Annotated in this window: 17 protein-coding genes; 8 read left to right on the plus strand and 9 right to left on the minus strand. The window is 60.5% G+C overall.

What is annotated here, in order from left to right; genetic code table 11:
* The first annotated feature begins 24 nt into the window (after positions 1–24).
* From A8O26_RS17110 to A8O26_RS17135, 6 genes are all read left to right on the plus strand, one after another.
* Positions 25–1,662, plus strand: coding sequence for a 5-guanidino-2-oxopentanoate decarboxylase (locus A8O26_RS17110; RefSeq protein WP_064119037.1), 1,638 nt, complete (start codon positions 25–27; stop codon positions 1,660–1,662).
* Positions 1,662–3,110 (plus strand): aldehyde dehydrogenase family protein, encoded by a 1,449-nt coding sequence (locus A8O26_RS17115; protein WP_064119164.1) that lies wholly within the window; start codon positions 1,662–1,664, stop codon positions 3,108–3,110. The genes A8O26_RS17110 and A8O26_RS17115 overlap by 1 nt, the downstream gene beginning before the upstream one ends.
* A 217-nt stretch (positions 3,111–3,327) precedes the next feature.
* Positions 3,328–4,431 (plus strand): ABC transporter substrate-binding protein, encoded by a 1,104-nt coding sequence (locus tag A8O26_RS17120; protein ID WP_064119038.1) that lies wholly within the window; start codon positions 3,328–3,330, stop codon positions 4,429–4,431.
* Between the two features lie 170 nt (positions 4,432–4,601).
* Positions 4,602–5,510: an ABC transporter permease gene (locus A8O26_RS17125; protein WP_064119165.1), complete on the plus strand. Its 909-nt coding sequence runs from the start codon at positions 4,602–4,604 to the stop codon at positions 5,508–5,510.
* Entirely contained in the window at positions 5,507–6,355 is an 849-nt protein-coding gene (locus A8O26_RS17130) for an ABC transporter permease (RefSeq protein ID WP_064119039.1), read from the plus strand. The genes A8O26_RS17125 and A8O26_RS17130 overlap by 4 nt, the downstream gene beginning before the upstream one ends.
* A gap of 13 nt (positions 6,356–6,368) precedes the next feature.
* Positions 6,369–7,424, plus strand: a complete 1,056-nt coding sequence (locus A8O26_RS17135; protein WP_064119040.1) for an ABC transporter ATP-binding protein — start codon at positions 6,369–6,371, stop codon at positions 7,422–7,424.
* 243 nt (positions 7,425–7,667) lie between these two features.
* Here the strand turns inward: A8O26_RS17135 and A8O26_RS17140 are convergent, their stop codons facing one another.
* Complete coding sequence (locus A8O26_RS17140; protein ID WP_064119041.1) at positions 7,668–8,597, minus strand: AraC family transcriptional regulator; 930 nt, start codon at positions 8,595–8,597, stop codon at positions 7,668–7,670.
* Positions 8,598–8,935: 338 nt separating this feature from the next.
* Here A8O26_RS17140 and A8O26_RS17145 point away from each other — a divergent pair, with 338 nt between their 5' ends.
* Positions 8,936–9,289, plus strand: a complete 354-nt coding sequence (locus tag A8O26_RS17145; RefSeq protein ID WP_064119042.1) for a putative quinol monooxygenase — start codon at positions 8,936–8,938, stop codon at positions 9,287–9,289.
* Positions 9,290–9,332: 43 nt separating this feature from the next.
* Complete coding sequence (locus A8O26_RS17150; protein ID WP_038366794.1) at positions 9,333–9,575, plus strand: hypothetical protein; 243 nt, start codon at positions 9,333–9,335, stop codon at positions 9,573–9,575.
* A gap of 4 nt (positions 9,576–9,579) precedes the next feature.
* Here the strand turns inward: A8O26_RS17150 and A8O26_RS17155 are convergent, their stop codons facing one another.
* The 8 genes from A8O26_RS17155 to A8O26_RS17190 all read right to left on the minus strand — a co-directional run bounded on the left by A8O26_RS17155 (position 9,580) and on the right by A8O26_RS17190 (position 25,970).
* Positions 9,580–10,209, minus strand: a complete 630-nt coding sequence (locus A8O26_RS17155) for a flavin reductase family protein (protein ID WP_064119043.1) — start codon at positions 10,207–10,209, stop codon at positions 9,580–9,582.
* A 276-nt stretch (positions 10,210–10,485) separates the two neighbouring features.
* A complete protein-coding gene (locus A8O26_RS17160) occupies positions 10,486–10,761 on the minus strand; it encodes a hypothetical protein (protein ID WP_064119044.1) in 276 nt (91 codons plus the stop codon).
* A gap of 382 nt (positions 10,762–11,143) precedes the next feature.
* Entirely contained in the window at positions 11,144–12,463 is a 1,320-nt protein-coding gene (locus A8O26_RS17165; RefSeq protein ID WP_064119045.1) for an MFS transporter, read from the minus strand.
* Positions 12,464–12,848: 385 nt separating this feature from the next.
* Positions 12,849–14,177 carry a sigma-54-dependent transcriptional regulator gene (locus A8O26_RS17170; protein ID WP_064119046.1) on the minus strand — a complete coding sequence of 443 codons (1,329 nt, stop codon included), beginning with the start codon at positions 14,175–14,177 and terminating at the stop codon, positions 12,849–12,851.
* Complete coding sequence (locus tag A8O26_RS17175; protein WP_064119047.1) at positions 14,177–15,937, minus strand: ATP-binding protein; 1,761 nt, start codon at positions 15,935–15,937, stop codon at positions 14,177–14,179. The genes A8O26_RS17170 and A8O26_RS17175 overlap by 1 nt, the downstream gene beginning before the upstream one ends.
* Positions 15,938–16,022: 85 nt before the next feature.
* The gene (locus A8O26_RS17180) at positions 16,023–18,470 is read right to left on the minus strand and encodes an RHS repeat-associated core domain-containing protein (RefSeq protein WP_367600753.1); all 2,448 of its coding nucleotides are present in this window, start codon (positions 18,468–18,470) and stop codon (positions 16,023–16,025) included.
* A 271-nt stretch (positions 18,471–18,741) separates the two neighbouring features.
* Positions 18,742–21,477 (minus strand): RHS repeat-associated core domain-containing protein, encoded by a 2,736-nt coding sequence (locus tag A8O26_RS17185; protein WP_081265208.1) that lies wholly within the window; start codon positions 21,475–21,477, stop codon positions 18,742–18,744.
* A complete protein-coding gene (locus A8O26_RS17190; RefSeq protein ID WP_064119049.1) occupies positions 21,474–25,970 on the minus strand; it encodes a SpvB/TcaC N-terminal domain-containing protein in 4,497 nt (1,498 codons plus the stop codon). Before A8O26_RS17190 ends, A8O26_RS17185 begins: the two co-directional genes overlap by 4 nt.
* Between the last annotated feature and the right edge of the window lie 46 nt (positions 25,971–26,016).

Below are 26,016 nucleotides of genomic sequence, written 5' to 3' on the forward strand. Positions count from 1 at the left end.
TTTAGCTGACAAAAGGGCAATGACATGGCGACGTGTGGCGAAGTACTGGTCAAGTTACTCGAAGGTTATGGGGTCGAGCAGGTGTTCGGCATCCCCGGCGTGCACACCGTCGAGCTGTATCGCGGGCTGGCCCGCTCGAGCATCAACCACGTCACCCCACGGCATGAGCAGGGCGCCGGTTTCATGGCCGACGGTTATGCGCGCACCAGCGGCAAACCGGGTGTGTGCTTCATCATCACCGGCCCGGGCATGACCAACATCACCACCGCCATGGGCCAGGCCTATGCCGATTCGATCCCGATGCTGGTGATCTCCAGCGTGCAGAGCCGCAACCAGTTGGGCGGCGGGCGCGGCAAGCTGCACGAATTGCCGAACCAGAGCGCGTTGGTCGCTGGCGTCGCCGCGTTCTCCCACACGCTGATGTCGGCGGCGGAATTGCCCGGCGTGCTCGCTCGCGCATTCGCCTTGTTCCAGGCCGGGCGTCCACGTCCGGTGCACATCGAAATTCCGCTGGACGTGCTGGTGGAAGAGGCCGATGACTTGCTCGCCAGCGTCCCGGTCCACATCGACCGCGCCGGTGCCGCACCCGCTGCCGTCAGTCGCATGAGCGAGTTGCTCGCCGGCGCTCAGCGTCCGTTGATCCTCGCCGGTGGCGGTGCGATCGATGCCGCAGCAGAGCTTACCGAACTGGCCGAACTGCTCGACGCACCGGTGGCGCTGACCATCAACGCCAAAGGCATGTTGCCTTCGACGCATCCACTGTTGATCGGCTCGACGCAAAGCCTGGTCGCCACCCGTGCACTGGTCGCCGATGCCGATGTGGTGCTGGCGATCGGCACCGAACTGGCCGAAACCGATTACGACGTGACCTTCGCCGGCGGCTTCGAGATTCCCGGCAAACTGCTGCGCATCGACATCGATGCTGATCAGACCGTGCGTAACTATCCGCCACACGTCGCGCTGGTTGCTGATTCGCGCAACGCCGCGCAAGCGCTGCTCAGCGCCTTGTCGCACAAACCGTTGGCCGAGCGCCGCAACGATTGGGGCCAGGTGCGCGCGGCGCGTCTGCGCGAAGATCTGGCGGCGACCTGGGATGCTCCGACCCTGGCGCAAACCCGCTTCCTCGAAACCGTGCTGCATGAATTGCCCGACGCGGTATTCGTCGGCGACTCCACGCAACCGGTTTACACCGGCAACCTCACCTTCAACCCGGAGCGTCCGCGTCGCTGGTTCAACTCATCGACCGGTTACGGCACCCTCGGCTATGCGTTGCCGGCTGCGATTGGCGCATGGCTCGGTGGGCAACTCGACAAAGGCGCGCGCCCGCCGGTGGTGTGCCTGATCGGCGACGGCGGTCTGCAATTCACCCTGCCGGAACTGGCCAGCGCCGTCGAAGCACGCACGCCGGTGATCGTCCTGCTGTGGAATAACCAGGGCTACGAAGAGATCAAGAAATACATGGTCAACCGCGCCATCGAGCCGGTCGGTGTCGACATCTACACCCCGGATTTCATCGGTGTGGCCAAGGCCCTCGGTTGCGCTGCCGAAGCGATCAGTTCGGTGGAACAACTGCGCACTGCGCTACGTGCGGCGACCGATCGCCAAGGCCCGACCGTGATTGAAATCGACCAGCACCAGTGGATGCAGGCGGTGGCCAAATGATGAACTTTCCAACCACACTCGACGGCCTCTACATCAACGGCCAATGGTCGGCCGGTCGCGAACATCTGCGGGTGATCAACCCGGCTACCGAGGCGCTGCTGACCACGGTCAATGGCGGTGACGAGCACGCGGTCGAGCAAGCCGTCGCCGCTGCCACTGCCGCGTTCAAGGATTGGTCACAAACCAGCGGTGCCGAGCGCAGCGCAATCCTGCGCAACATCGCCAATGGCGTGCGTAACGGTCGCGACCACTTGATGAACCTGCAGTCGAGCAACAACGGCAAACCGCAGTTCGAAGCGGCCATCGACGTCGATGACGTGATCGCCACGTTCGAGTATTACGCCGAACTCGCCGAAGGCCTCGACGCGAAACAGGACAGCAACGTGCCGCTGCCCAGCGATGATTTCAGCGCCCGCCTGCGCCGTGAACCGTGCGGTGTGGTCGGGCTGATCGTGCCGTGGAATTTCCCCATGGTCACCACCGCGTGGAAACTCGCCCCGGCCCTCGCCGCCGGTTGCTGCGTGGTGCTGAAACCGTCGGAAGTCACGCCGCTGCCGGAGCTGGAGCTGGCGGCAATCATCGCTGAATCGGGTCTTCCCAAAGGCGTGTTCAACGTCGTCTGCGGCACCGGTCTGGCGGTCGGTGCGCCACTCTCCGGCGATCCGCGAATCGCCAAAATCTCCTTCACTGGCAGCAACGCCGTCGGTGTCCAGGTGATGCAGCGTGCCGCCGAAACGGTGAAGGGCGTGAGCCTGGAACTGGGCGGCAAATCCTCGCTGCTGGTGCTCGAAGATGCCGATCTGGAACTGGCGGTAGAGCTGGCTTGCGGCGGCGGTTTCTTCAATGCCGGGCAAATGTGCTCGGCCACCAGCCGGGTGTTGGTGGCCGATGAGCTGGCAGACGAATTCCTCGAACGTTTGCAAAAGCGTGCGCAAGCAATTCGCGTCGCCGACCCGTTCGACCCGGACGTGGAGATGGGCGCACTGGTCAATCAGGCGCAATACCAGCGTGTGCTCGGTCACATCGACCGTGGTTTGAGTGCCGGGGCGAAGCTGATCTGCGGCGGTAATCGTCCGGCAGATTTGCCGCGCGGCTATTTTTTGCAGCCGACGGTGTTCACCGACGTGCCCCTCGACAGTGCGCTGTGGTGCGAAGAGATTTTCGGCCCGGTGCTGTGCGTGCGCCGTTTCAGCAGCGAAGCCGAAGCGATCGCCCTGGCCAACGACAGCCAATTCGGCCTCGTCGCCAGTGTGGTGACGCGTAACGCCGAAACCGCTGATCGTGTCGCTAACGCCCTGCAAGCGGGGCTGGTGTGGCTCAACGCGCCGCAAGTGATCTTCCCGCAAACGGCGTGGGGCGGTTACAAGCAGAGCAGCATCGGCCGCGAATTGGGGCCGTGGGGCCTCGCCGCTTTTCAGGAAATCAAACACGTGATCCGGGCGCTCTGAACGCCCGAAAAAGGTCAGCGCATGCCTCGCAACGAGGCATGCGTCGGCGTCATGGCTTCAATGAGTTTTTATCGATAGTCAGGTGTTTTGCACGACCTCAGGATGAACCCGTCGGCAGCGCTGCAGGCCTTTAAAAACAAGGCTTTCAGCGGATCCGGCCGCGCGGATGCAACGGTTGCGACCAACCTCATACTTAAAAGAACAAAGGGAGTCCGTCATGGGCGAGCACGATCTGAACAGGCGTCAATTCATTAAAACCGTCGGCGTCGCCTCGGTGGCGGCGGCCGCCCTGAGCATGCCCTTCATCCGGGCGAGCGCCAGCGACACGCGATTCGCTGGCAAGACCCTGCGTTTGCTGACCTGGTCGGATGACACCGGCCTCGCCGCACTGCGCAATATCGCCGCCACGTTCGAAGCCAAAACCGGCGCCAAGGTCATCGCCGACCGTACCGGCAGCACCTCGGAAATGGTCGCCAAACTCAAGGCCGGCGGTGACCGTGCGCAGTACGACATCATCACCCTGGCCGGCGTCGGCGCCGAAGGGCTGGCCGCCGCCGGACTGCTGGAAAAACCCGACCTCAACCGCATTCCCAACCTGGTCGACGTCCCGGAAAAATACCGCACTGGCGCCAATGGCCACGGCATCGGTTACCTGTTGTGGTGCAACAGTCTGGTCTACAGCACCCGCACGCAAAAAGAAGCGCCAACCAGTTACGCCGCGCTGTGGGATGCCGATCTGGCGCCGAACATTTTCCTGCCGCCGCCGAACTGGACCGAGGCCATGGACCTGATCATCATCGCCGCGAAACTGGCCGGCGGTGACGAACACAACATCGAGCCGGGCTTCAAGAAACTCGCCGAGCTCAAGGATCGCGTGGTGACCCTGGGCGAAAACCCGAACCAGATTGCCGAGCTGTTCCGCACCGGTTCGCTGGACATGGGCGGCCTCTATGCGCCGGCATTTTTCCCCAAGCAGATTCGCGATCCGAACTATGGCCTCGGCGCTACCTTCGGCATGAAGGAAGGGTTCTACACCGACCTGATGTTGTCGGTGATGCCGAAGAATCGTCCGGGCGATACCGATCTGGCTTACGCCTTTATCGACCACTCCCTCGACCCGCTGGTGCAGGGCAAGATGGCCGAGGACATCTTCAACGGCCCGGTCAACGCCAAGGCGATCATCTCCGCCGAAGCGCGCAAGAGCCCGTTCATCCTCACGCCGGAGCAGATTGCCGAGAAGGCGATCATGCACGACAACGCCTTCCTGGCCACCGTGCATGACCAATGGATTCGTCGCTATACGGAAATTTTTTCTTCCTGACGTCGCCCTCCCAGACACCACAGAGTCCACTGTGGGAGCGAGCCTGCTCGCGAATGCAATCTGTCAGTCACCACAGTGTTTGACTGACCCACCGCTTTCGCGAGCAGGCTCGCTCCCACAGGAAACAGAGGTGTTTGGCAGATTCGTTTTCCATTGACGAGATCATTGCTATGGAACATCAATCCCTGACCCAAGCGGTCGGCGCCGCTGACGTGCGCCCGGCGCGCGCTGTTTCACCGACCGCGCGGGCGTGGCTTTTCCTCACGCCGTCGATGCTGTTTCTCGGCGTGCTGATTGCCGCCAGCCTGCTGGTGCTGCGCATGAGTGTCGGTACCAAAGGCGCGGAGTGGACAGGTTTCAGCCTGGCCAGTTACGCCCAGTTGCTCGAACCCTATTACCTGAAATCCTTGTTGCTGACGTTGCGTCTGGCGCTGATCAGCGCGGTGATTGCCGTGGTGCTGGCGATCCCGGTGGCGTACACCATGTCGCGGCTGACCTCGCCGTTCCTGCGGCGGATTTTCCTCGCTGCCGTGCTGCTGCCGTTGCTGGTCAACCTGCTGCTGCAAAGCTACGGCTGGCTGGTGATTCTCGGCCCCGCCGGCATGCTCAATCAGGCGCTGATGGGCCTGGGCCTGATCAAGCGGCCGATCATGTTGCTGTACAACCAGAACGGCGTGTTGATGGGCCTGGTGCAAACCGCGTTTCCACTCGCGGTGTTGCCAATTGCCAGCGCCATGCGCGGCGTCGCCCGCACCTATGAGGAAGCGGCTGCGACCCTCGGCGCCAGCCGTTTTCAGGTGTTCCGCCAAGTGGTGTTGCCGATGAGTTTGCCGGGGATCATCACTGGCGCAACGCTGGTGTTCGCTTACAACGCCAGCAGCTTCGTCGTGCCGTTGCTGCTCGGTGGCCGGCGCGTGCCGATGCTCGCGGTGATGGTGCATGATCAGATCGCGCCGCTGATGAACTGGCCTGCTGCGTCCGCTGCCGGCGTGGTGCTGATCATCACCACGCTGGCGATCATGACCTTGTCCGAATACATCACCGGCCGTCGTCGGCGTCTGCTGGAGGCTTCGCAATGAGTGCCCTGACCAAGAAACGCATGGCCCTGTTACCCGGCGAAACCGGCAAGTTTGCCGGCATCCTTTCCGGCTTCATTCTGCTGTTGGCGGTGTTGCCGATCCTGACCATGATCGTCATGTCGTTCAGCGGTGCGTCGAACCTCGACTTCCCACCGAGCAGCTACAGCCTGCAATGGTACAAAGCGGCCTGGCACACCTTCGTTTCGCCGGACGCCAGCGACGTGTTGAGCCTCGGTCAGGCCATGGCCACCAGTCTGTTGGTGTCGTGCCTGACGATGGTCTTCGCCACGTTGATCGCAGTGCCCGCCGCTTACGCGCTGACCCGTTGCGAGTTCCGTGGCAAAGCCGTGGCATTGCAACTGATGTCGCTGCCACTGGTGTTTCCGATGGTGGTGTTGGGTCTGGCCTTGTTGCTGGTGTTCGACAGTCTGCCGTTCCACATGACCACCTCGCGATTGGTGATTGCCCACGTGATTCTGGCGCTGCCGTTTGTGGTGAAGAACTGCACCGCCGCGATGCTTTCGATCGGCAGTGAAGTCGAAGAAGCGGCGCGGATGCTCGGCGCCTCGCCATTGCGCGCGATTGTCGATGTGGTGGTGCCGTTGATGAAGTCGGGGATTCTGGCCGGCATGCTGCTGGCGTTCATCGTCTCGTTCAACGAATTCACCGTGACCTATTTCCTCTACACCATCGACGTCATGACCGTGCCGATCTGGATGTATAGCCGCACCGTGTCATCACTCGACCCTACCGTGTTCTCGTTTGCCGTGCTGATCGTGCTGATCGACTTCGTCCTGATCTGGGCGCTGGAGAAGCTGGTGGGCGAGGGCGGCGTTTCCTTTTGATTTGAGGTGCAACATGACTGGTCTGATTCTGGAAAACGTCGAGAAATTCTACGGCTCGGCGTGTGCGGTACAAGACGTCAATCTGCATTTGCCGGAAGGCAAACTGGTGTGTTTCCTCGGCCCTTCCGGCTGCGGCAAAACCACTTTGCTGCGAATGATCGCCGGGCTGGAAACCCTCACTGGCGGCGAGATACGCCTGGACGGCGAGGACATCGGCCACACCCCGGCGCACCTGCGCAACTTCGGCATGGTCTTTCAGTCGCTGGCGCTGTTCCCGCACATGACCGTCGGCGAGAACATCGCCTACCCGCTGAAGTTGCGCGGCGTGAGCAAGGCTGATCAACACAAGCGCGTGGTGGAGTTGCTGGAACTGATCCAGTTGCAGGCGATGATCGATCGTCCGGTGGCGAAGCTCTCCGGTGGGCAAAGGCAACGCGTGGCAATTGCCCGGGCGATTGCCTCGCACCCGAAAATCCTTCTGCTCGATGAGCCACTGTCGGCGCTCGACGCCAAGCTGCGTGAGTCGATGCAGGTGGAAATTCGCCAACTGCAACAGCGCCTGAACATCACCACGATCATGGTCACCCACGATCAGCGCGAAGCGATGACCATGGCCGATATCGTCGTGGTATTGGGCGAGCACAAGGTGCAGCAGATCGGTACGCCGATTGAAATCTATCGGCATCCGGCCAACGAGTTTGTCGCTGACTTTATCGGCTCGGGCAACATCTTCCCGGCCACCGCATTGGGCGACGGCAAGGTCAGCCTGCCGGGTGGCGATGCGTTGCAAGTGCCGATCTGCAGCAGCATTGTCGTCGGGCAGAAAGTGAAGATGCTGATTCGCCCCGAAGACCTGCAACTGTCGGCAGCGCAGGCGACGGCGGGGAATCGCTTGCTCGGCAAGGTGACGTTTGTGCGTGATATCGGCGCGACCATCGAGACCACGGTGGAGTGTTCCGGGGTGACGTTTACCGCGTTGAGTACGCCTTGTCAGGGGATCGGGTTGGGGATTGGGCATCCGGTGTCGGTGACGTTGCCGGCTGAGGCTTGTCGGGTGTTAGGGGCTTAGGAACCCTCACCCCAACCCTCTCCCGGAGGGAGAGGGAGCCGACCGAGGTGTCTGGCGCTATCCATCGACCTGAGATATCGAGTCGATTATGGATTCGGCGAAGCAGGCGATATCCGTCGACCTGAGATATCGAGTCGATTATGGATTCGGCAAAGCACTTTCAGGTCGGAGTACTTCTTCAATATCCCCCAATCAGTCCCCTCTCCCTCTGGGAGAGGGCCAGGGTGAGGGGCTTCTAAAAGGTCACACCGAAAGCCGCAACCGCGCCAGATCCCGCAACGGCGGCGCACCAAACAGGCGGCTGTACTCACGGCTGAACTGTGACGGACTTTCATACCCCACGCGATACCCCGCCGCCGAAGCCTCCAGCCCCTCCGCCAACATCAAGCGCCGCGCTTCCTGCAAACGCAGCTGCTTCTGATACTGCAACGGACTCATCGCCGTCATCGCCTTGAAGCGGTGATGCAAGGTCGACACGCTGAGGTTCACTTCCTTGGCCAGATCATCAATGCGCAGTGGCTGCTCGAAGTTGCCGTTGAGCCATTTGATCGCCTGGCTGATGCGATGGCTCTGACTGTTGGCAATCGCGATTTCATACAAGCGATGCCCCTGCGGACTGCGCAGCAGGCGATAGAGAATCTCCCGGCGAATCAGCGGCGCGAGCATGGCAATGTCTTTCGGTGCATCGAGCAAACGCGCCAGACGCAGCACCGCATCAAGCATTGAACTGTCGATCTGCTCGACATACAAACCACGCCCGGTCGGCCGGGTCGGTACGCCCATCGGACCGGCATCGGCAATCAGTGCGGTGATTTCGGTCGGGTCGATGTCCAGGCGCACGGCGAGGATCGGATCTTCCGGCGACACGTTGACCACGCGCCCGCTCAACGGCATCGAAACCGACACCACCAGGTAATTCAGCGGGTCGTAATTGAAGTACTCATCGGCCAGCCGCACCTCTTTACGCCCCTGCGCCATGATGCACAGCGCCGGTTGCGCGAGCACCGGGGCGAAGTCGTGGGACTGGGTGTGGCGCGACATGAACAGCGAACCGATGGCGGTCTCGTAGCTGCCATCGTCGGTGGTGTTGCGGCGGATGATCGCCGCCAGCTCCGCGCGCTGTTTTTCCATGTCAGCGGTGGGTTCGGCTTGAAAACGATCGAATGACGTCATGCACGGCATCCTCGGCAGGGGAGGTGGAATGGAGCAGAGCATATGTTTGTGCAAGCGGCAGCGGTAGACACATCCTGCGAAATGCTTGCCTGATTCTGCTTGGGCTTATGGGCATGCCCAGCCATAGCAGGACGCAGAGTGGCAAACTTGCTTGATACGCCGTATGACAACCGTGTGACGCTGTTTTACAGGTTGTTACAGCTTCTGTGTGCAGTCTCGCAGGATTGTGCAACGCGGCGGCAGGATTCGACTAACGGCGAAGTGTGTGCGGCCCTTAACCTTTGATCCTGTCGCAGCCCGTCCCCCGGCTGCCACGCGACTCCCTGGGAGGGTTGAACATGTCCAAGCAGATTCCCGTCAGTCATATGGCCTTCGTCCGAGCGCGCGCCGGGCGTTCGGCGGAACTCGGTGTACGCCTGAGCGCGTTGATCGATCCGTCCCGCGCCGCCCCCGGTTGCCTGAGCTTTGCCTTGCAGCATTCGCAGTGTGATCCCGAGTTGTGGCTGGTCTCCGGTTTCTGGAGCAGCCAGCAAATGATGACCAACTATTTCAAAAGCCCGTCGATGGAAATCTTCGCCGAGCTGGTGCAGGAACTGGTGGTCAACAGCCTCGACTTCCACACCTTCAAGGACGTGTCGGCGGCGCAAGCGCTCGGCCAATGCCCGGCGCCGGTACACAAACTCGTCGGTTGAGGGTTTAATGTCCGGCTTATCTGTCTGAGCCGGGATATGTGACATGGCACGTAAAGAGTTCGAACACTTCGAAGCAGTTTCCGCAGTCGTCCCCGTCGAGTTGGGCGGCAACAAGGGGTATCACGCGGCAATCGCGGTCAAGGCCCTGGTCGATGGCGGTGCACCACGCTTTCACAAACTGCTGAATGATCAGGTCTTCCCCGGCGCCATTGCTGCCGATGAAGCGGCCATCAATGAGCTGGATAACCTCAAGGGCGTCACTGAAGACGCCGAGTTGATCTGGTAACGCGTTACGGGTTGGCGCCCGGACGCCACATCTTGAACAGGGCCTCAGGCCCCAGCTGGAAATAATCCGCCGGCCCGCCGCCGCGCAGAATCGGTTCTGCCGCGGCGGTGTCGTAGATGCCGTCCTTCAACAGCCACTTGGCGATATGCACGGCGACCACTTCGCCGAGGATCAGCCAACTCGGCACCGTTTCGCCATCGGCGCGCTGCAACTGAATGATCTGCGTGACCTTGCACTCGAAGGACACCGGACTCTCAGCCACCCGTGGCACCGAAATCACCTTTGACGCGACGGTCGTCAATCCCGCCAATTCAAACTCGTTGACCTGCGGCGCAACCATCGCGCAGCTCTGGTTCATTTGCTCGGCGAGCGGGCGGGTGGCGAGGTTCCAGACGAATTCGCCGGTCTGCTCGATGTTGTTCAGGCTGTCTTTGCGCCCGACGCTGGAAAAACCAATGATCGGCGGAATGTAGTTGAAGGCGTTGAAGAAACTGTACGGCGCGAGATTGAGCTGACCGTTGGCATCCTGCGAAGAAATCCAGCCGATCGGGCGCGGACCGACGATGGCGTTGAACGGATCGTGGGGCAGACCGTGGCCTTTGGCGGGTTCGTAGAAGTGGATGTCATCGGGCATGGTGGGTGGTCCTGGAGAGGGCTGGATCAAGTGGCCAATAGTGCAAGCACACGACGCATATTTCCAGCCGGACACCGATATTCCAGGCTATGAAATTCCCCTGTGGGAGCGAGCCTGCTCGCGAAAGCGTCGGGTCAGTTGCATTGATATCGCCTGACACGACGTCTTCGCGAGCAAGCTCGCTCCCACAGGGTTTGATGTGAACTCAGGAAATTGTCATCCCCCCAGAGATGACTAAGCCCGGCCGAAGCCGGGCTGTGGGAGGCCTGCTGATTCTTAGCTGATGGCAGCCGCAGTACCGGTTTTATCGAAACCATCAGCAGCGACGGTTTTACCCAGGTTGGTCTTGTCGAAACCATCAGCAGCCACGGCTTTACCAATATTGGTTTTATCAAAACCGTCAGCGGCATAAGTGCCGGTATGGCTGGTTTCGATGGCGGCGCTGGCGCCGTTGATGAAGTCGGCGGATTTGGTTTTGTCCGAACCGTCGGCGGCGAAGGTGTTGGCGGCCAGCACGGACAGGGTCAGGGCGAGGATCAGTTTGGTTTTCATGTCGGTTGCTCCAGATTCGTTGGCGGGTGTGTCTTGCATGGGTTTAATGCTACGCCAACTAAATTGATTAAAAAGCGCAAATTAATGCTAAAAACTATCGATTAACTTGATATTAATGGCGGCGCATTCAATTCGCTTTCGTCGTCGGAGCGAGCGTCGCGCAGGTCATCGATCAGGTGATTGCAGAATGCGGGGGCAGCATTAATTAGCGATTAATCGCTGTGCGGCGGATGTGAGGAATTTTTCATGCGGGTCTGGGTAACGCGGTGACCCCATTCGCGAGCAGGCTCGCTCCCACAGGGAAATGCATTCCAAATGTGGGAGCGAGCCTGCTTGCGAAGGGGCCCTCACAGCCACCATTGCAGTGGCTGTGAACACCCGATCAGTCAGTCACGATGCGCGAATGTTTCTGGGTGTCTTTCATGGTGATGTACACCAGCAACGACACCGCGATGCACGCCGTCACGTACCAGTAGTAACCGGTTTCCATGCCGATGCTCTTGAACCACAGCGCGATGTATTCGGCGGTGCCGCCGAAGATCGATACGGTCAGTGCGTACGGCAGGCCGACGCCTAGCGCGCGGATTTCGGTCGGGAACAATTCAGCTTTCACCACCGCGTTGATCGAGGTGTAGCCGCTGACGATGATCAGCGCTGCCATGATCAGGAAAAACGCGCCCCACCAGCTCTGAATGGTGTGCAGGGTCATCAGGATCGGCACGGTGAAGATCGTCCCGAGCACGCCGAAGGCGATCAGGATCGGACGACGACCGATCTTGTCCGACAGGCCACCGATGATCGGTTGCAGGCACATGAACAGGAACAGCGTGGCGGCGGAAATGGTGGTCGAGTCAGAGATGCTCATGCCGACGGTGTTCACCAGATATTTCTGCATGTAGGTGGTGTAGGTGTAGAACGCCAGGGTGCCGCCCATGGTCAGGCCGACCACGGTCAACAGCTCTTTGGGGTGGCGCATCAAGGTGCGCATGGCGCTTTCCCTGGACTTTTCTTTCTTGGTGAACGACTCGGTTTCTTCCATGCCGCGACGCAGGTACAGCGCGACGACCGCACACAGCGCGCCGATGGCGAACGGAATGCGCCAGCCCCACGCGTACAGCTGTTCAGTGGTCAGCACGTTCTGCAGCACGATCAGTACGCCCAGCGCGATGAGCTGGCCGGAGATCAGGGTCACGTACTGGAAGCTGGAGAAGAAGCCACGGCGTTCCTTGGTCGCCATCTCCGACAGATAGGTGGCCGAGGTGCCGTACTCGCCGCCGACCGACAGGCCTTGCAGCAGACGGGCGAACACCAAGAGGATCGGCGCACCGATGCCGATGGTTTCGTAGTTCGGGCTCAGGGCGATCAGCAGCGAGCCGAAGCACATCAGGTAGACCGAGGCCATCAGGGCTTTCTTGCGGCCGACCTTGTCGGCGTACAAGCCCATCATCCAGCCACCGATCGGGCGCATCAGAAAGCCGACGGCGAAGATCGCGGCGGTGTTCATCAATTGTGCGGTGGAGGAGCCGGCGGGGAAAAAGGTCTTGGCGAAGTACAGCGAGAAGGCGGCATACACGTACCAGTCGTACCACTCGACCATGTTGCCGACGGAACCGCTGAAGATCGATTTGATCCGGCTGGCGGTGGTTCTTTCTTTGGCGGGCACGGCAGCCGACCCAAGTGGCAGGGCGTTGGAGTTATCCATTGAAGGATCCTTCATTTAATTGTTTTTGTGGAGCGCGTTGAAACGCAGCCTGCTGGGGCTATAGCAGGAGGTGTGCCAACGGGGGGAGTGCCGGTTTAGAGGGCGGGACGGGGTTGGGTGGGCGGTTTTATGCCGATTATTTTGGTTTGGTGAGCGGATTTCCGCTCATGGGGATGAAAGTCCAAAGCCCCTCACCCTAGCCCTCTCCCAGAGGGAGAGGGGACTGACCGAGTGGATTGTTCGAGGTACATCGACCTGAGATATCGAGTCGAACTCAGGTTTGAAAAGCACGAAGATCGGCTCCCTTTCCCCTCGCCCCCTTGGGGGAGAGGGCTGGGGTGAGGGGGGGAAAGATTTCAGCCACAGCGAAAATCCCAAGCCCTACTCACTCGGCCAAAAACATCTCCCGACTCAACCCATGCCGCTGCAGCTTTTCATTGAACGTGCGGCGTGGCAGTTGCAACTCTTCAAGCACCGCTTTCACATCGCCCTTGTGCCGGGTCAATGCCGCGCGCAAACACTGCGCTTCAAAGGCCTCCTGCTGCGCCGCCAGCGACTGGCCCGGATCAATCCCCGATGGCGGTTCATCCAGCCCTAAAACCTGGCGTTCGGCAACGTTGGCCAGTTCGCGGACGTTGCCTGGCCAGTCATGGCTGAGCAGGTGACTCAACTGCGCGCCACTCAACGGCGGGAACGTACGGCCCAAACGCTGAGCAGCACTCTGGGCAAAGTTTTCGAACAACAACGGAATGTCTTCGCGGCGCTCACGCAGCGGCGGCAGACGCAGTTCGGCGACGTTCAGGCGGTACGCCAGGTCTTCGCGAAAACGTCCGGCGCGGGCCTCGTCGAGCAGGTCGGGTTTGGTCGCTGCGACAATGCGCAGGTCGACGCGAATGCTCTGGTTCGAGCCGAGGCGTTCAAGCTTCTGCTCCTGCAACACGCGCAGCAGTTTCACCTGTTGGGCCAGCGGCATGCTTTCGATTTCATCGAGAAACAGCGTGCCGCCGTCGGCGTATTCGAGTTTGCCGATACGCTTGCCCGAGGCGCCGGTGAACGCGCCGCTTTCATGCCCGAACAGCTCGGCCTCGAACAACTGTTCCGGGATCGCCGCGCAGTTCAGGGCGACAAAGGGCTTGTCCGCACGCGGGCCAAAATCATGCAGGCAACGCGCGACCAACTCTTTGCCGCTACCGGTCTCCCCTCGGATCAACACATTCACCGGCAGCGCCGCCAGATCCAGCACCTGTCGGCGCAAGGTCTGCAAGCCACGGGACACACCAAGCAGCGTCGCATCCAGTTTGGCGCGGTTGTCGGCCTGTTCGTGCAGGGCGCGGTTTTCCAGCACCAGGCGACGCTTTTCCAGCGCCCGGCGCAGGCTGCCGAGCAGGGTTTCCGGGCTGAACGGTTTTTCCAGAAAGTCGTAGGCGCCATCGCGCATGGCTTCGACGGCCATCGGCACATCGCCATGGCCGGTCAGCAGAATCACTGGCAGATCAGCATCGCGTTTCTGCACTTCGGCCAATAACGCCAGCCCGTCCATACCCGGCATGCGCACGTCACTGAGGATCACCCCGGCGAAATGCGCGGGCAGGGCGGCGAGGCATTCTTCGGCGCGGCTGAACAGCTGCACCTCGAACCCCGACAGGCTCAGCCACTGTTCGACGGCGTTGCGAATGCTGCTTTCGTCATCGACCACCATCACCGAATTGAGCATCAGATATGCGCCTCCAGATCGATCGGCAAGGTCAGGGTGAACACCGCGCCACTCTCGCCATTCTCGACGCTCAGGCGACCGCCGGATTCATGCACGATGGCGAACGAGACCGCCAGCCCAAGCCCCAGCCCGTCACCCACCGGTTTTGTGGTGAAGAACGGGTCGAACACTTGGCTCAGGTGCTCTTCGGCGATCCCGCCGCCGTTGTCGATCACGCTCAAGCGCCACAATTGCTCGTCGGCTTCCAGACGGATTTGCAGGCGCTTGCACGGTTTGCTGTGCATCGCATCGAGGGCATTGCGCAGCAGGTTGATCAGCACCTGTTCGAGACGAATCGCGTCGCCGCGCATCCACGCCGGCCGCGTCAGGTGCAGCACCAGGCTGACCTGTTCGTCACGCAGGCGCGCGTCCAGCAACTGCAGCGATTGATCGACCACCGTCGCCAGATCCAGGCGTTCGCGCAAACCGCTGGGGCTTTTGCGCGCGAAGGTTTTCAGGTGACCGGTGAGGGCGGCCATGCGCGTGAGCATCTCGTCCACCGGTTTGAGCGCCTTGTACGCGTCGTCGACGCGGCCATGATCGAGCAGCAGGCGCAGGGTCGCCAGTTGCATGCGCTGAGCGGTCAGCGGCTGATTGATTTCGTGGGCGAGGGCGGCGGACATCTGCCCGAGCGCGGCGAGTTTGGCCGATTGCACCAGGCCTTCTTGCGCGGTGCGCAGGTCACGGGTGCGCTCTTCGACCAATTGTTCGAGTTCTTCGCGGCTACGCTGGCGGATCTTCGACAGGCGCCAGCGCTGGTTGAGAAACAGCAGCAAAAAAACCAGCGCCAGCCACACTCCGGCGGCGGCGAGGCCGGCATTGCGCAGGTCTTCGAAGGCCACTTGCGGGCGTCGCAGCAGGTGCAGGGTCCAGCCTTCGGCCGCCAGCGGCAGCGACTCCCATAGATAATCCGCCGTGCCTTGCGGGCCTTCGACGCGACGCAGATCGCTGTTGTCATCGAAGCGGCGCAGCGACAGATGGGTCAACGGCACGAGGGCCTGTTTGTCGTATTGGCGGGTGGTTTTGATCTCGGCCAGATCGGCGCTGTTCAGCGCCCGCAGCGAGCGATAACGCCAGCCGGGCTGGTTGGCGATGAAGATGATCCCGCGTGCATCACTGACCAGCAGCGTGTCAGTGCCTTGGCTCCACTCGCGCTCAAGTTCAGGGAATTCAAGCTTGACCACCATCGCGCCGAGAAACTCTTCCTGGTCGCCGAGTACCGCGCTGGAGAGGAAGTAACCGGGAATGCCGCTGGTCACGCCCACCGCATAAAAGCGCCCGGTGCCTTGCGTGCGGGTCTGACTGAAGTAAGGGCGGAAACCGTAATTGTGGCCGACGTAACTGCTCGGCAAACGCCAGTTGCTCGCGGCTACGGCCAAGCCAGTGTGATCAAGCAACTCAAGGGTCGAGGACTGCGCCGCGCCGTTGATCTTTTCCAGTTTCAGGTTCAACGCCGCCTGTTCTGCGGCATCGACTGGGCCTGCCAGTGCCGCACGCAACTGCGGGTCCAGCGCCAGCACCGCCGGCAGTGCGCGGTAGCGGTCGATCAGGGTATGCAGGGAGTTGGCATACAGCGCCAGTTGCTGATTGGCGCGGGCGGCGTCTTCCTCCAGCGCCTGTCGCTCGGCATGGCGGATGGCAAGCGTTGCGGCAATGGCCGCGCCAGCGATGATCAGCAGGGTATACAACGACAGACGCAGGGTACGGGAAGTCGGCAGCATGCTGGGCAGATGGGTGGCAGGTCGGGCGGGCACGATAGCATGGGCCAACGTGGCTCGGCGCGCTGTTCAATCGCGTCATGAGAATTCACGTCTGCGACTGTGTGGTGGTGATTCCAATAAGGTGTCTGGTTCTGGGTTTGGCGACGGGCTTTTGCCTCGGCTCCTCAACGTTGGGCTGTTCCAGTTGAACAAAGGCATCGGCTGTGTCGATCACTGTCGAGGCAATCGAACTCAGTGTTTTTGCCTGTTTTATCGCCTCGAACAGATTGGTGCCGCTGTCGATCAGGATGAGGGCTTCAAGCCTTTGGTCTTTGGTAAGGGAGTCGAGTTGCTCCATGACCAGTGTTTTAAATTCAGAAGTCATATTTTTGAGGGTTTCATCGAGCTTCAGTGTGTCATTGAATAATGCGGTCCCTCGGTTGATCAAATCGTTCGCACCGTCGACCACGTTTGAAACGGTCTCGCCGACGGTATTGAGGCCATCCTTGAGTTCCTGGGTGTGCAGCGTTTGCGCCAGCTTCAAACCTTTCTTGAAGAAGTGGTAGCGCAGCAACGGCATCACCACGCCACCGACCACCCCACCGACAGCCAGACCGATCGCGTTGCCGGCGCCCGGTACAACGCTGCCCAATATGCCGGCCAGCGTACCTCCCGCCGTTACGCCCTTAAGGACTGATTTGATACCGTGTTTCGACTTGAGGAATTTGCCGAAAGTCATACTTTCACGCAGTTCGTTGATGTCGGCGTTTTCCGGAACAAGCCCGTCGAACTCAGTCGCCAGATTGTGTAACTGAGCCGCGGCTGTCTGAGCCTTGTCGAGCATTCCCACAAAGTCGCCAAGTAATTCGAATACGGCTTTTTTGCCGCCGGTCCTGTCGACGTACAGGAGTGGGTTGTTGCCAACCATCGCGTACAGATTCAGGCCATCGACTTCGCCATTCGGATCGGCACTGAGCCAACGCTGCAACCACGCGGCGTAATAACGTTCGCCGTAGTAATACAACCCACTGACATCCATTTCCTTTCCCGAGTAACGCACGGTCTTGTAGTCGATCCCGTCTGCCGGGTACTTGAGCATCCAGGCGGTGGCACCGAACGGGTAATAACCTTCGTGGCTGATGATGTGTGCCTGTTGATCGAGTTCCATCACGCAGGAGCCGAGGTGGTCGTCGAGGCTGTAGCGCAGTTGATCGTCGTCGACGTCCTTGGGTTTTCTCCGGGCCCAATGCAGGCAGCGCGCGTTGCCGACGCTGATGACGTGGAGTTCTTCGTCATTGTCGCGGGTGCGGATTTCCAGTCCTGGCAGGTAGCGCACCTGATGAAAGTGTTCAGCGTTGCCCGCATGAGTTTCGTGGCGCTTGAACACCCGTACGCCCTGACTGTAATGGTAATGCTCGGCGTCGTGGCTTCCGTTTTCGCGATGGATCAGGGTGACGCTTGCCAGTTCATCGCGCGGGTTCCAGTACAAGGGTTGCCCCGGCTGCATGCCTTGCAGATTGCCGTGAGGGTCGAACAGGTTATCGAACACCGGCTCCGGGTCGCCCGACTGCCAGCGCACCCCGCGATTGCTGTTCGGGTCGATGCGCATCTGCCGGGTGTAGTTGTTACCAGCGCGCACGTGGCGCAGTTCGATCAGGTTGTTGCCGTGGTCGTACTGATACGTCTGGCTGTAGTTGAGGCGGTTGCCTGGGTCGCTCGGTTGCGGCAGGCCGGGAATGTCCGAGGGCGGGGCGTCGTCGTAACCCGTGGCGCTGGTCAGTCGGTAGAGCGAGTCGTAAGTGAAGTCGCGATGGCCGTCGATCAGCTGGTTGGCGAAGTATCGCGGTTGAAAGGCGTGGTCTTCGATGCGAATGATGTTGCCGACAGGGTCGTAAAAATATTCGAAATCCTGCAGGACAGCGCCACTGTCCTTGCGACTGGACTGGGTGTGCAAACGGCCGTCCGCCGGGTCGTAGGTCCACTGACTGCGCACCTGATTGCCGGCGAGTTGTTCGCAGATCTGGTCGGCAGCGTTGTACTGCGCATCCAGCAGCACCGCTTGCCAGTCGGTCTTGCCGTTGATTTGCAGGTGCGTTTGCCTGAGCTGCCCGGCCAGGCCGCGGCGCGACTGTTGTCGATGACCGCCGGCGTCGGTTTGCTCCAGCACCGCGCCGAGCGGGTTGAATCGCCGCTGGCTGGTGAACGCCTGGCCATCGCTAAAGGTGCGGGTTTCTGTCAGCGGCTGGCCGATGAGGGCGAAGCTGTCGGTGCGCAATAAACCCGAACGGTCTCGCTGTTCCAGCAGTTGGCCACGCTGATTATGCCCTGCGTCAGCCGTGGCATCGGCGTAGGTGAAGACATCCACCTCGGCTTCGTTGTTTTCCTCGACAGCGACGACCCGCAGTTGCTCATCGAAGGTCGTTCGCCAATGCGCGTCGCGCGCGTCCCAGCGTTGCAACGGCTCACCGGCCAGCCCAGGCAAATCGAGGCGCCAACCGGCGTCGACACTGTCGATTTTCAATGGCCCGCCGGCGAGGTTGTAGATCCTGCTCAAGCTGGGGCAAAGCATGGTATCGAACAGACGTGGATCGTATTGTTCTACCAACTGACCAGCGGGGTTATAGCGTTGGCGGGCGATCAGGCGCTCAACCTCTCCATCCCACGTAATACGCAGATATGCAGTCTGTCTGACCGTGAATGACCGAGGGTCTCTAGCCTGCACTGTGGGTGTGCGCAAATGTATTGATCTATTCATGAGCGGGTGCTTGCCATTCATCCAGCCGCAAAACCACACAGTAAAAAGCGTCGAGAAAGATCGACACGCTCTAGGCCGCTTTTTGTTTGTTGTATTGGCTATATTTGCCAATCAGTTCGATACCTCGCCGGGCTTCTGCCAGCCGCACCGAAATGCCATCCATGATTCGTTCCCGGCTGATGGACATAGCATCCTGGGTTCCAACGTTACCCTTTGCAAGATCGACGATAAATCCGACTGAGCCCATGACACCTTCGTCATAAAACTCGTTGATCCCAATACTGCTGAAGGCCGCATTGACGTCGCTTCGATCCTGTTCAAGCATCTCGGTAATCAAGACCAGCGCTGTTCTGAGGTCATCAATTTCGATATCCCTCATACCCGCCAACGCTGTCGCTGCGTCTATGCCTGAATGACCAATTGCCATCATTTCACTCGCGGCAGGTATGCCCGCGATTTTGGAAAGGGCTTTCTCAGCGGCTGTTTCGGCCAGTTTTTGTCGGCCCGCTGAGGTCATCGGATTATAGGATTTAACCACTTTTTTTGCGTATTTCAGGGGCGTGAAAAAGCCAACAGTCGCATTGCTGTGGATGCTTTTCGGATTCAGTTTTTGGGTATCGGGCAAGACGGGTGTCGAGGTGGTCGTATATTCACCCAGCTTGTCTATTGCCGCGCCGGCGGCTTTGGAAGCAAGCGTCCCTACGATGATCGTCCCGACGACAGGAATAACACTACCAATTGTTGCGCCCGCCGCGCCTGCTCCTGTAGTAAGAGCTCCTTTGGCAATGTTGAAACCTGTGTGGGTGGCAACGCGTTTGCCAATGTCGGCAGCGCTGAACATTCCGTTCAATTGACGATTGATCGTTTGAAGTTCAACGCCCAGGTTGTTCAGGACTTTTGTGTAGTCCGCGATGTCCTTCCTGTCGTTCGACGGCGTGTCTTTTTGGGTGCCGTCATTATCGATGTACAGGATTGGATTATTCCCTACAAATCCATACAGATTCAGCCCATCCACATCCCCCGCCGGATCCGCACTGACCCAACGCTGCAGCCACGGCGCGTAATAGCGCGCGCCGTAGTAGTACAAACCGCTGACATCCAGTTCCTTGCCCGAGTAACGCACGGTCTTGTAGTCGATGCCGTCTGCCGGGTACTTGCGCATCCACGCCGTGGCCCCGAACGGGTAATAGCCTTCGTGGCTGATCAGATCGCCCTGTTGATCCAGTTCCATCACACAGGAACCGAGGTGATCGTCGAGGCTGTAACGCAATTGATCGTCGTTGATGCCTTTGGGTTTTCTGCGGGCCCAATGCAGGCAGCGCGCGTTGCCGACGCTGATGACGTGCAGCTCTTCGCCATTGTCGCGGGTACGGATTTCCAGCCCCGGCAGGTAGCGCACTTGCTGGAAATGCTCGGCCGTGTCAGTGAAGGTTGTGTGGTGTTTGAACACCCGCGCGCCCTGACTGTAGGCGTAATGCTCAGCGTCACTGCGCTGGTTTTCGCGGGGGATGAGGATCACCTGTTGCAGCTCGTCGCGGGCATTCCATTGCAGGTTCTGGCCCGGCAACAGGGCTTGTTGATTGCCATGGCAGTCGAACAGCTGATCGAACACTGGTTCCGGATCCTCCGGTTGCCACTGCACCGCGCGATTGCTCAGCGGGTCGATGCGCATCGTCCGGGTGTAGTTGTTGCCGGCCCGCACATGGCAAAGTTCGACGAGGTTGCCGCCACTGTCGTATTGGTAAGTCTGGGTGTAGTTGAGGCGATTGTTGGGGTCGCCCGGCTGCGACAGACCGGGAATGTCTGGCGGCGGGGCGTCGTCGTAACCGGTGGCGCGGGTCAGCCGATAAAGCGAGTCGTAACTGAAATCGCGGTGGCCGTCGACGAACTGGTTGGCGAAATAAACCGGCTGGAAAGCGTGATCTTCGATGCGACTGATATTGCCGACGCGATCGTGAAAGTATTCGAAATCTTGCAGGACCTCGCCGATTTCCTTGCGGCTCGACTGAGTGTGCAGGCGGCCGTCCGCCAAGTGATAGGTCCAGCGGTTGCGCACGTGGTTGCCGGCCTGTTGCTCGATGATCTGTTCGGCAGCGTTGTACTGCACATCCAGCAACACCGGTTGCCAGTCAGTCTTGCCGTTGATACGCAGATGCATTTGTTTGAACTGTCCGGCCAGACCGAAGCGCGAGCGTTGTCGGTGGCCGCCGGCATCGGTCTGCTCCAGTACTGCACCCAGTGGACTGAACAGCCAGTGGCTGGTGAATGCTTCGCCATCCTCAAAGGTCCGGGTTTGCGTCAGCGCCTGGCCGGTGAGGGCGAAGCTTTCCGTGCGCAGCGTGCCCGAACGATCCTTCTGTGCCAGTAACTGGCCGCGCAGATTGTGGGCGGCGTCGGCGCTGGCATCGGCGTAGGTAAATACATCGACATCAATCTCGTCGTTTTCGGCGAGTGCGATCACCCGCAGTTGTTTATCGAAGGTCGTGCGCCAATGCGTGCCGCGCTGGTCCCAGCGCTGCAACGGCTCACCGGCCAGACCGGGCAGGCTGAGGCGCCAGCCGGCGTCGACGCTGTCGGACTTGAGCACTGAGCCGTCGAGGCGGTGAACCGAAACCAGACAGGGCACGCAAAGGCGCGGGTCCCATTGCTCGACCAGGCGTCCTGCGGCGTCATGTTGCTGGCGGGTGGTCAAGGCAGTGGGCGTGTCATCGACCACCGCGCGCAAGTAGGCAACCTCTCGCACCGGCAGGCCGCGAGCATCACTCACGGCCAGCGCTGGCGTACGCCGATGCATGTTGGCCGTCATGACCGTGGCGGCTTGGCGGGCGTTGCCGGTTCGGCGGTGTCGTTGAAATCTTCGCTGGCGTGGTACCAGGGGTGGTAGCTTTCGCGGGAGAAATCGCCGCGCGCATTGATCAGCTTGATCGGCCGGCCCAACGGGTCATAGAACAGTTGATCGAAATAGCCGAGCTCGCGCAGGGATTGATCGTTGACGTAGCCATGGCTATTGGCGAAAAACGGCCGGAACTTCCGCACCGGCAAGCCCTTGTTGTTGTATTCGACACGTTCGCTGATGCGCCAGCGCGGGTCGGCGTCGACCTCTACGAACTGGCCATCCTCGACGATCAGCGAGCCGTCGGCGTCGACCGCGTACGCCTTGCCCGGATCGACCAATTGCTGGCTTTGCAGGGCCCGGCCGAAGCCGTCGACGCAAGCTTTGATGATCTGGATCTGTGTCGGTATTTCATCGTCCGGGTAGCGATCGGCGCTGAGCACCACACTGTGCACCGGTTCTTGGTGAGCGTTGTCAATGAACTCGCGCAGCGCCAGTTCCGCGGCGCTCAGCACGGTGCGCCGCGTCAGTTGCCGGCGAGCACTGGCGCGAATATGCCCGCTGGGCAGCACGTATCCAAGGTTGACCCATGCGGTCAGTGCAACGGCGTCCGGCGATACCTGGCCCATCCAGCTGAACAGGTCCTTGCGTAGCGTGCTCGCGGCTTTTTGCACCGCGCCTTCGGGGTTTTCAATGGCCGGGTCCGGACGATGATCTTCCGGTGGTTGATATTCGCTCAGGGGTTTGAAGCCCGCCGCGACACCCCGTTCGGTGCCGTAAAAAGTGGTGGTCAGTGGTTGTCCGGAAGGCTCGTAAAGCGCTTCTTCGATGTTTTCGTTGGCGTCGATGATGCGTTGCGGCTGCAAGGCGTGGTAGTCGTACTCGATGTGCGTGGTGCAGTGATCCGGCAGTTCGACGCGGGTGATCGCCAGGTGGTAGGCGTCATATTCGGCGAGAGTCGCGCCCTGACTCAGGGTCTCGTGGTAGCTGCGCACCTTGTAGAAACCGCTGAGGTCGGCGTAATCGGCATAGCCGTAATGCACCGACCAGAGGTTTTGTTCCTCGTCGATGGCAGGGGCTATTTCGAATAACAATCGCATCGGTGTGTAGCCGATCTTCGCCAGTTCGTCGCGAATATTGAAGGGTTTTGGTAAAACGTCGTAGGCATCCAGCGCGGTCTTGTCCAGCTGCGCCAGCTCCAATGGGCCGACGAGTGCGACAAAATCGGCTTTGCCCTCCTCGTGCGGTGTGCCATCGGCCTTCACATAACGTTGCACCGACTGCGTCGTCAGTACCCGCAGCGCATCCCAGTGCGCTGAATCCTGATGCTCAAGCAGGTCTGTATAGTTGACCTGTTGCGGCGTCAGACCTTCCGGCAACAGACCTTTGGGCAGCACCAGTGCATTGCCGCGCTGTTGCCACGGCAAACCGTGCCGCCACTGTTGCACATCGTCGGTCAGATCGATAAAGCATGCGCGTGTTTCGCTCAGATAAAAGGATTGCTGCGCCTCGTCGTGTGCATCGCGCCACCACTGTTGCTCATCGACATCGGCAAAGGGCGGTGTGTCCGCGTCGGTCAGGCGCCGCGCATAGCTGACGGTCAGCGCATGGGTGGATAAACCGTGGGCGTCCCAGCTCAGATTGAGGTCGTGGCGGCACAGCGGATCGTCGATGAATCGGTCGTACTGGTAGCTGATGTTTTCCAGCGCCAGCGGCAGCAATACCGCTGAGGCGTATTGGCCTCGGGCCCGCACTTCGCGCACCAGCCAGCGGTTCTCCTGCACCGCAAAAGGACGGGGTATCCCCGGTGTATCGATGTCGTCCTCGGCGTAGGTTTCGATGCGCATGACCGAACCCACCAGTGCCCGGGCGATTTCGTATTCGGTGTCGGCATCAGGCGGGGTGATGGTTTCATCGCACTTGTCGGTAGCGTGATAGCGGCTGAACAGGGTTTCGCCCAGCGGGCACGCCTGTTGATCGCCATTGAAGTAATGTGCACGCGAAGGGTTCAGCGACTGCCCGGTATGAAACCAGGTACAGACCCGCACCGGCGCAGTAAAACCAGCCTCGTCATCAGCGCTGGCGCGCTCGCTGTCGGTCTGTTGCAGCTGGCCGAACCCGCGGAACTCACGTTCTCTGGCGTCATAGGCACCCTCGCGGTAGACGAACGTCTGGGTCAGGCAATTGCCGGTGATTTCGTCCAGTTGCCGTTGTTTTTTGACCACGGCCACGGCAAACGGCAAATGACAGACCGGCAGGTTTTTCAGCGTCAGCATGCGCTGCTTCTCATCCAGCCACTCCTGCGCCGAGCTGCGATAAACCACGCTGGCGCTGCAACCCATATTGTTGTTGCTTGCGGTCAGCAGATAGGGTTTGGCGGCAACAAAGTCGTAGCGCCAGTGCTGCGGCGTGATGTGTGGCACGGTCAGAATCAGGCTCGCGCAGCCGAGGCCTTGCAGGTCGGCGAAACTGACCAGGCTCAAGCGGTCGTAACGCACGCCTTCAGGCCACGGCACGTGGATCGGTGTCTGTTCCAGCCCGTTGCCGCCACGGTTGCGGTAGATATCGAACCCCACCGATCGCAGATAAATCAGCGCAGGCGCACCGCTGCCATCGAGGTCGGCGATGCGCACGCGCGATGCATCGAACGATTCGTAGGCAAAGGGCAGGGCGCTGATGACCCGGCCTTGGCCAAAGGTGCCGTGCCCAAGATTTGGCCAGCATTTGATTTCGTCATGACGGATCCGGCACAGCTCGGGCATGTCGCTGCCGAGCAGGTTGCCCAGCATCACTAACTCGCTCGGCGAGTTGCTGAACAGCGGCAGACGATCATCGCTCGGCTTGTGCTCTACCTCTTCGGCGGCGGCGAAGCCTTCCTCGCGTCGGTTGGCATACAGACGCACCGAGTTCGGCCCGATCAGCGCCAGTGAGCTGAGCCCGTCGCCGCTCAGGTCACCGAGTTGCGCCAGCGTGTGGAAAAACTCCAGCGGAAACGCCTTGAACGGGACAAAATCGGCAAATTCACGCTGTGCATTGAGCGTGCGAAACGCGCTGATGCCCGGTTGCGCGCTGATCCAGTCGAGGCGGCCATCGCCGGTCAGGTCCGTCAGCAGTTGTTGCACCGGGCGCTGGCGATCGCCCACCGGAATGCTCTCCAGCGCCTGCCACGGCCCGTAACCGATCTCATCGGTGCCCGATGTTTTGCGCAGCGGCTCACGGTAATACCAGCACTGATCATAGCGACACAGAAAACCCGGCACGCCTTCGCCATAAAGGTCAACGCACTGGTAAAAACCGCCGTCTTCCACGCCGGGCTGATTGTCGGATTCGAGCAGGCGTGTGGGGGTGCGGTTGATCTCGAACGTTGAATACTCAAACTCCACCGGCGGGCTGTTCTCGACACCGCCGTCGGCGTCATAGGACTGATAATGGGCGGCGCTGATCTGGCTGAAAGACCATTCGCTGGAAGGTGTCGAGTATTCCAGCAACAGACGTCGTACCAGCGCCGGTTTGAGCGCGGGCTCATCGCTGAAACGGTGGAACATCAAGACTTGCCGACAGAGCCGGCGCGTCGCCAGTTCAAAGCCCTGCCCATAGGTCGAAAACGGATCCTGGCGCGTGAGCCACGGTTGCAGGGTGTCGCCATCGTAGGCCGGCACATCGGTCAGCGCGGTACTGCGCTCGCCGTAATCGAACAGCAAGTGAAAGTGCCAGTCCAGATCGGCCGGGTTTTCCACCTTCCAGCTATACAGATCCTTGCTCGCCGTGACGTTGCCGTAGCACACCCGGTGCAGGTAGCGCTGGGCGCGGTGATCATGGATCGGGTCGGGGTCCTGATCATCGCTCTTGTAGGCATAACAGATGTGTTCACCGCGTGCGTTCATGCTCTCGCAGAGCAGCCAGGCCGAGACGCGCAGCGGATCTTCGGGATCGGCGCGGCGGGAGGCGTGGGTTTTCCCGTAGAGGTGCAGCGAGCCGTCAGCGCCGTGCACCAGCCAGAATGGCGCCTGGCCGGTTTGCTGCCAACGCTCGCACAGGGCAAAGCCACTTTCGACCCGTGGCCAGTAACGCACCACGCTGTGCGCGCCGATGTCGACGCCGTCGTAACGGGATTCCAGGCGTGATTTGAGGCTGCCATCGTCAGCCAGCTCCGGCATCCACACTTCGCCGTCATGACCAATGATCTCGTCGTGATCGGTGTAGCGCGGCACGCCTTTTTGCGTGCGCCGGCTGATGGCGCCAGCTCCCACGGTTTCCCAGCCAATACCTACAGGGCCATTGCCGCTCTGGCTGCTGTAGCTCAGGCTCATTTGCGGGTCCCAACCCCGCCCGCTGGAGATCGGCAATGGCAGCTCGAACGATGCCGCTCCCGTTGGACCAACGACGCCCCAGCTCTTGCCGATGGTGGCAATCGAGGCGCTTTTGGCGATGCTCGGGGGCGTGATACTCAGTTCTTGATCGGCCATGATCCAATCCATTGCGTACGTGAACACGAAGGTGGATTGACGCTAG

This window comes from Pseudomonas fluorescens, from assembly GCF_001648775.1.
In the GTDB taxonomy this organism is placed as follows: domain Bacteria; phylum Pseudomonadota; class Gammaproteobacteria; order Pseudomonadales; family Pseudomonadaceae; genus Aquipseudomonas; species Aquipseudomonas fluorescens_M.

What these genes read in the sequence shown, in the direction of transcription:
- A8O26_RS17175 (WP_064119047.1), bottom strand. Translation starts at nt 15,937, where the DNA reads ATGCTGCCGACTTCCCGTACCCTGCGTCTGTCGTTGTATACCCTGCTG.
- A8O26_RS17140 (WP_064119041.1), bottom strand. Translation starts at nt 8,597, where the DNA reads ATGACGTCATTCGATCGTTTTCAAGCCGAACCCACCGCTGACATGGAA.
- A8O26_RS17150 (WP_038366794.1), top strand. Translation starts at nt 9,333, where the DNA reads ATGGCACGTAAAGAGTTCGAACACTTCGAAGCAGTTTCCGCAGTCGTC.
- A8O26_RS17125 (WP_064119165.1), top strand. Translation starts at nt 4,602, where the DNA reads ATGGAACATCAATCCCTGACCCAAGCGGTCGGCGCCGCTGACGTGCGC.
- A8O26_RS17120 (WP_064119038.1), top strand. Translation starts at nt 3,328, where the DNA reads ATGGGCGAGCACGATCTGAACAGGCGTCAATTCATTAAAACCGTCGGC.
- A8O26_RS17165 (WP_064119045.1), bottom strand. Translation starts at nt 12,463, where the DNA reads ATGGATAACTCCAACGCCCTGCCACTTGGGTCGGCTGCCGTGCCCGCC.
- A8O26_RS17115 (WP_064119164.1), top strand. Translation starts at nt 1,662, where the DNA reads ATGAACTTTCCAACCACACTCGACGGCCTCTACATCAACGGCCAATGG.
- A8O26_RS17135 (WP_064119040.1), top strand. Translation starts at nt 6,369, where the DNA reads ATGACTGGTCTGATTCTGGAAAACGTCGAGAAATTCTACGGCTCGGCG.
- A8O26_RS17145 (WP_064119042.1), top strand. Translation starts at nt 8,936, where the DNA reads ATGTCCAAGCAGATTCCCGTCAGTCATATGGCCTTCGTCCGAGCGCGC.
- A8O26_RS17170 (WP_064119046.1), bottom strand. Translation starts at nt 14,177, where the DNA reads ATGCTCAATTCGGTGATGGTGGTCGATGACGAAAGCAGCATTCGCAAC.
- A8O26_RS17190 (WP_064119049.1), bottom strand. Translation starts at nt 25,970, where the DNA reads ATGGCCGATCAAGAACTGAGTATCACGCCCCCGAGCATCGCCAAAAGC.
- A8O26_RS17160 (WP_064119044.1), bottom strand. Translation starts at nt 10,761, where the DNA reads ATGAAAACCAAACTGATCCTCGCCCTGACCCTGTCCGTGCTGGCCGCC.
- A8O26_RS17130 (WP_064119039.1), top strand. Translation starts at nt 5,507, where the DNA reads ATGAGTGCCCTGACCAAGAAACGCATGGCCCTGTTACCCGGCGAAACC.
- A8O26_RS17155 (WP_064119043.1), bottom strand. Translation starts at nt 10,209, where the DNA reads ATGCCCGATGACATCCACTTCTACGAACCCGCCAAAGGCCACGGTCTG.
- A8O26_RS17185 (WP_081265208.1), bottom strand. Translation starts at nt 21,477, where the DNA reads ATGACGGCCAACATGCATCGGCGTACGCCAGCGCTGGCCGTGAGTGAT.
- A8O26_RS17110 (WP_064119037.1), top strand. Translation starts at nt 25, where the DNA reads ATGGCGACGTGTGGCGAAGTACTGGTCAAGTTACTCGAAGGTTATGGG.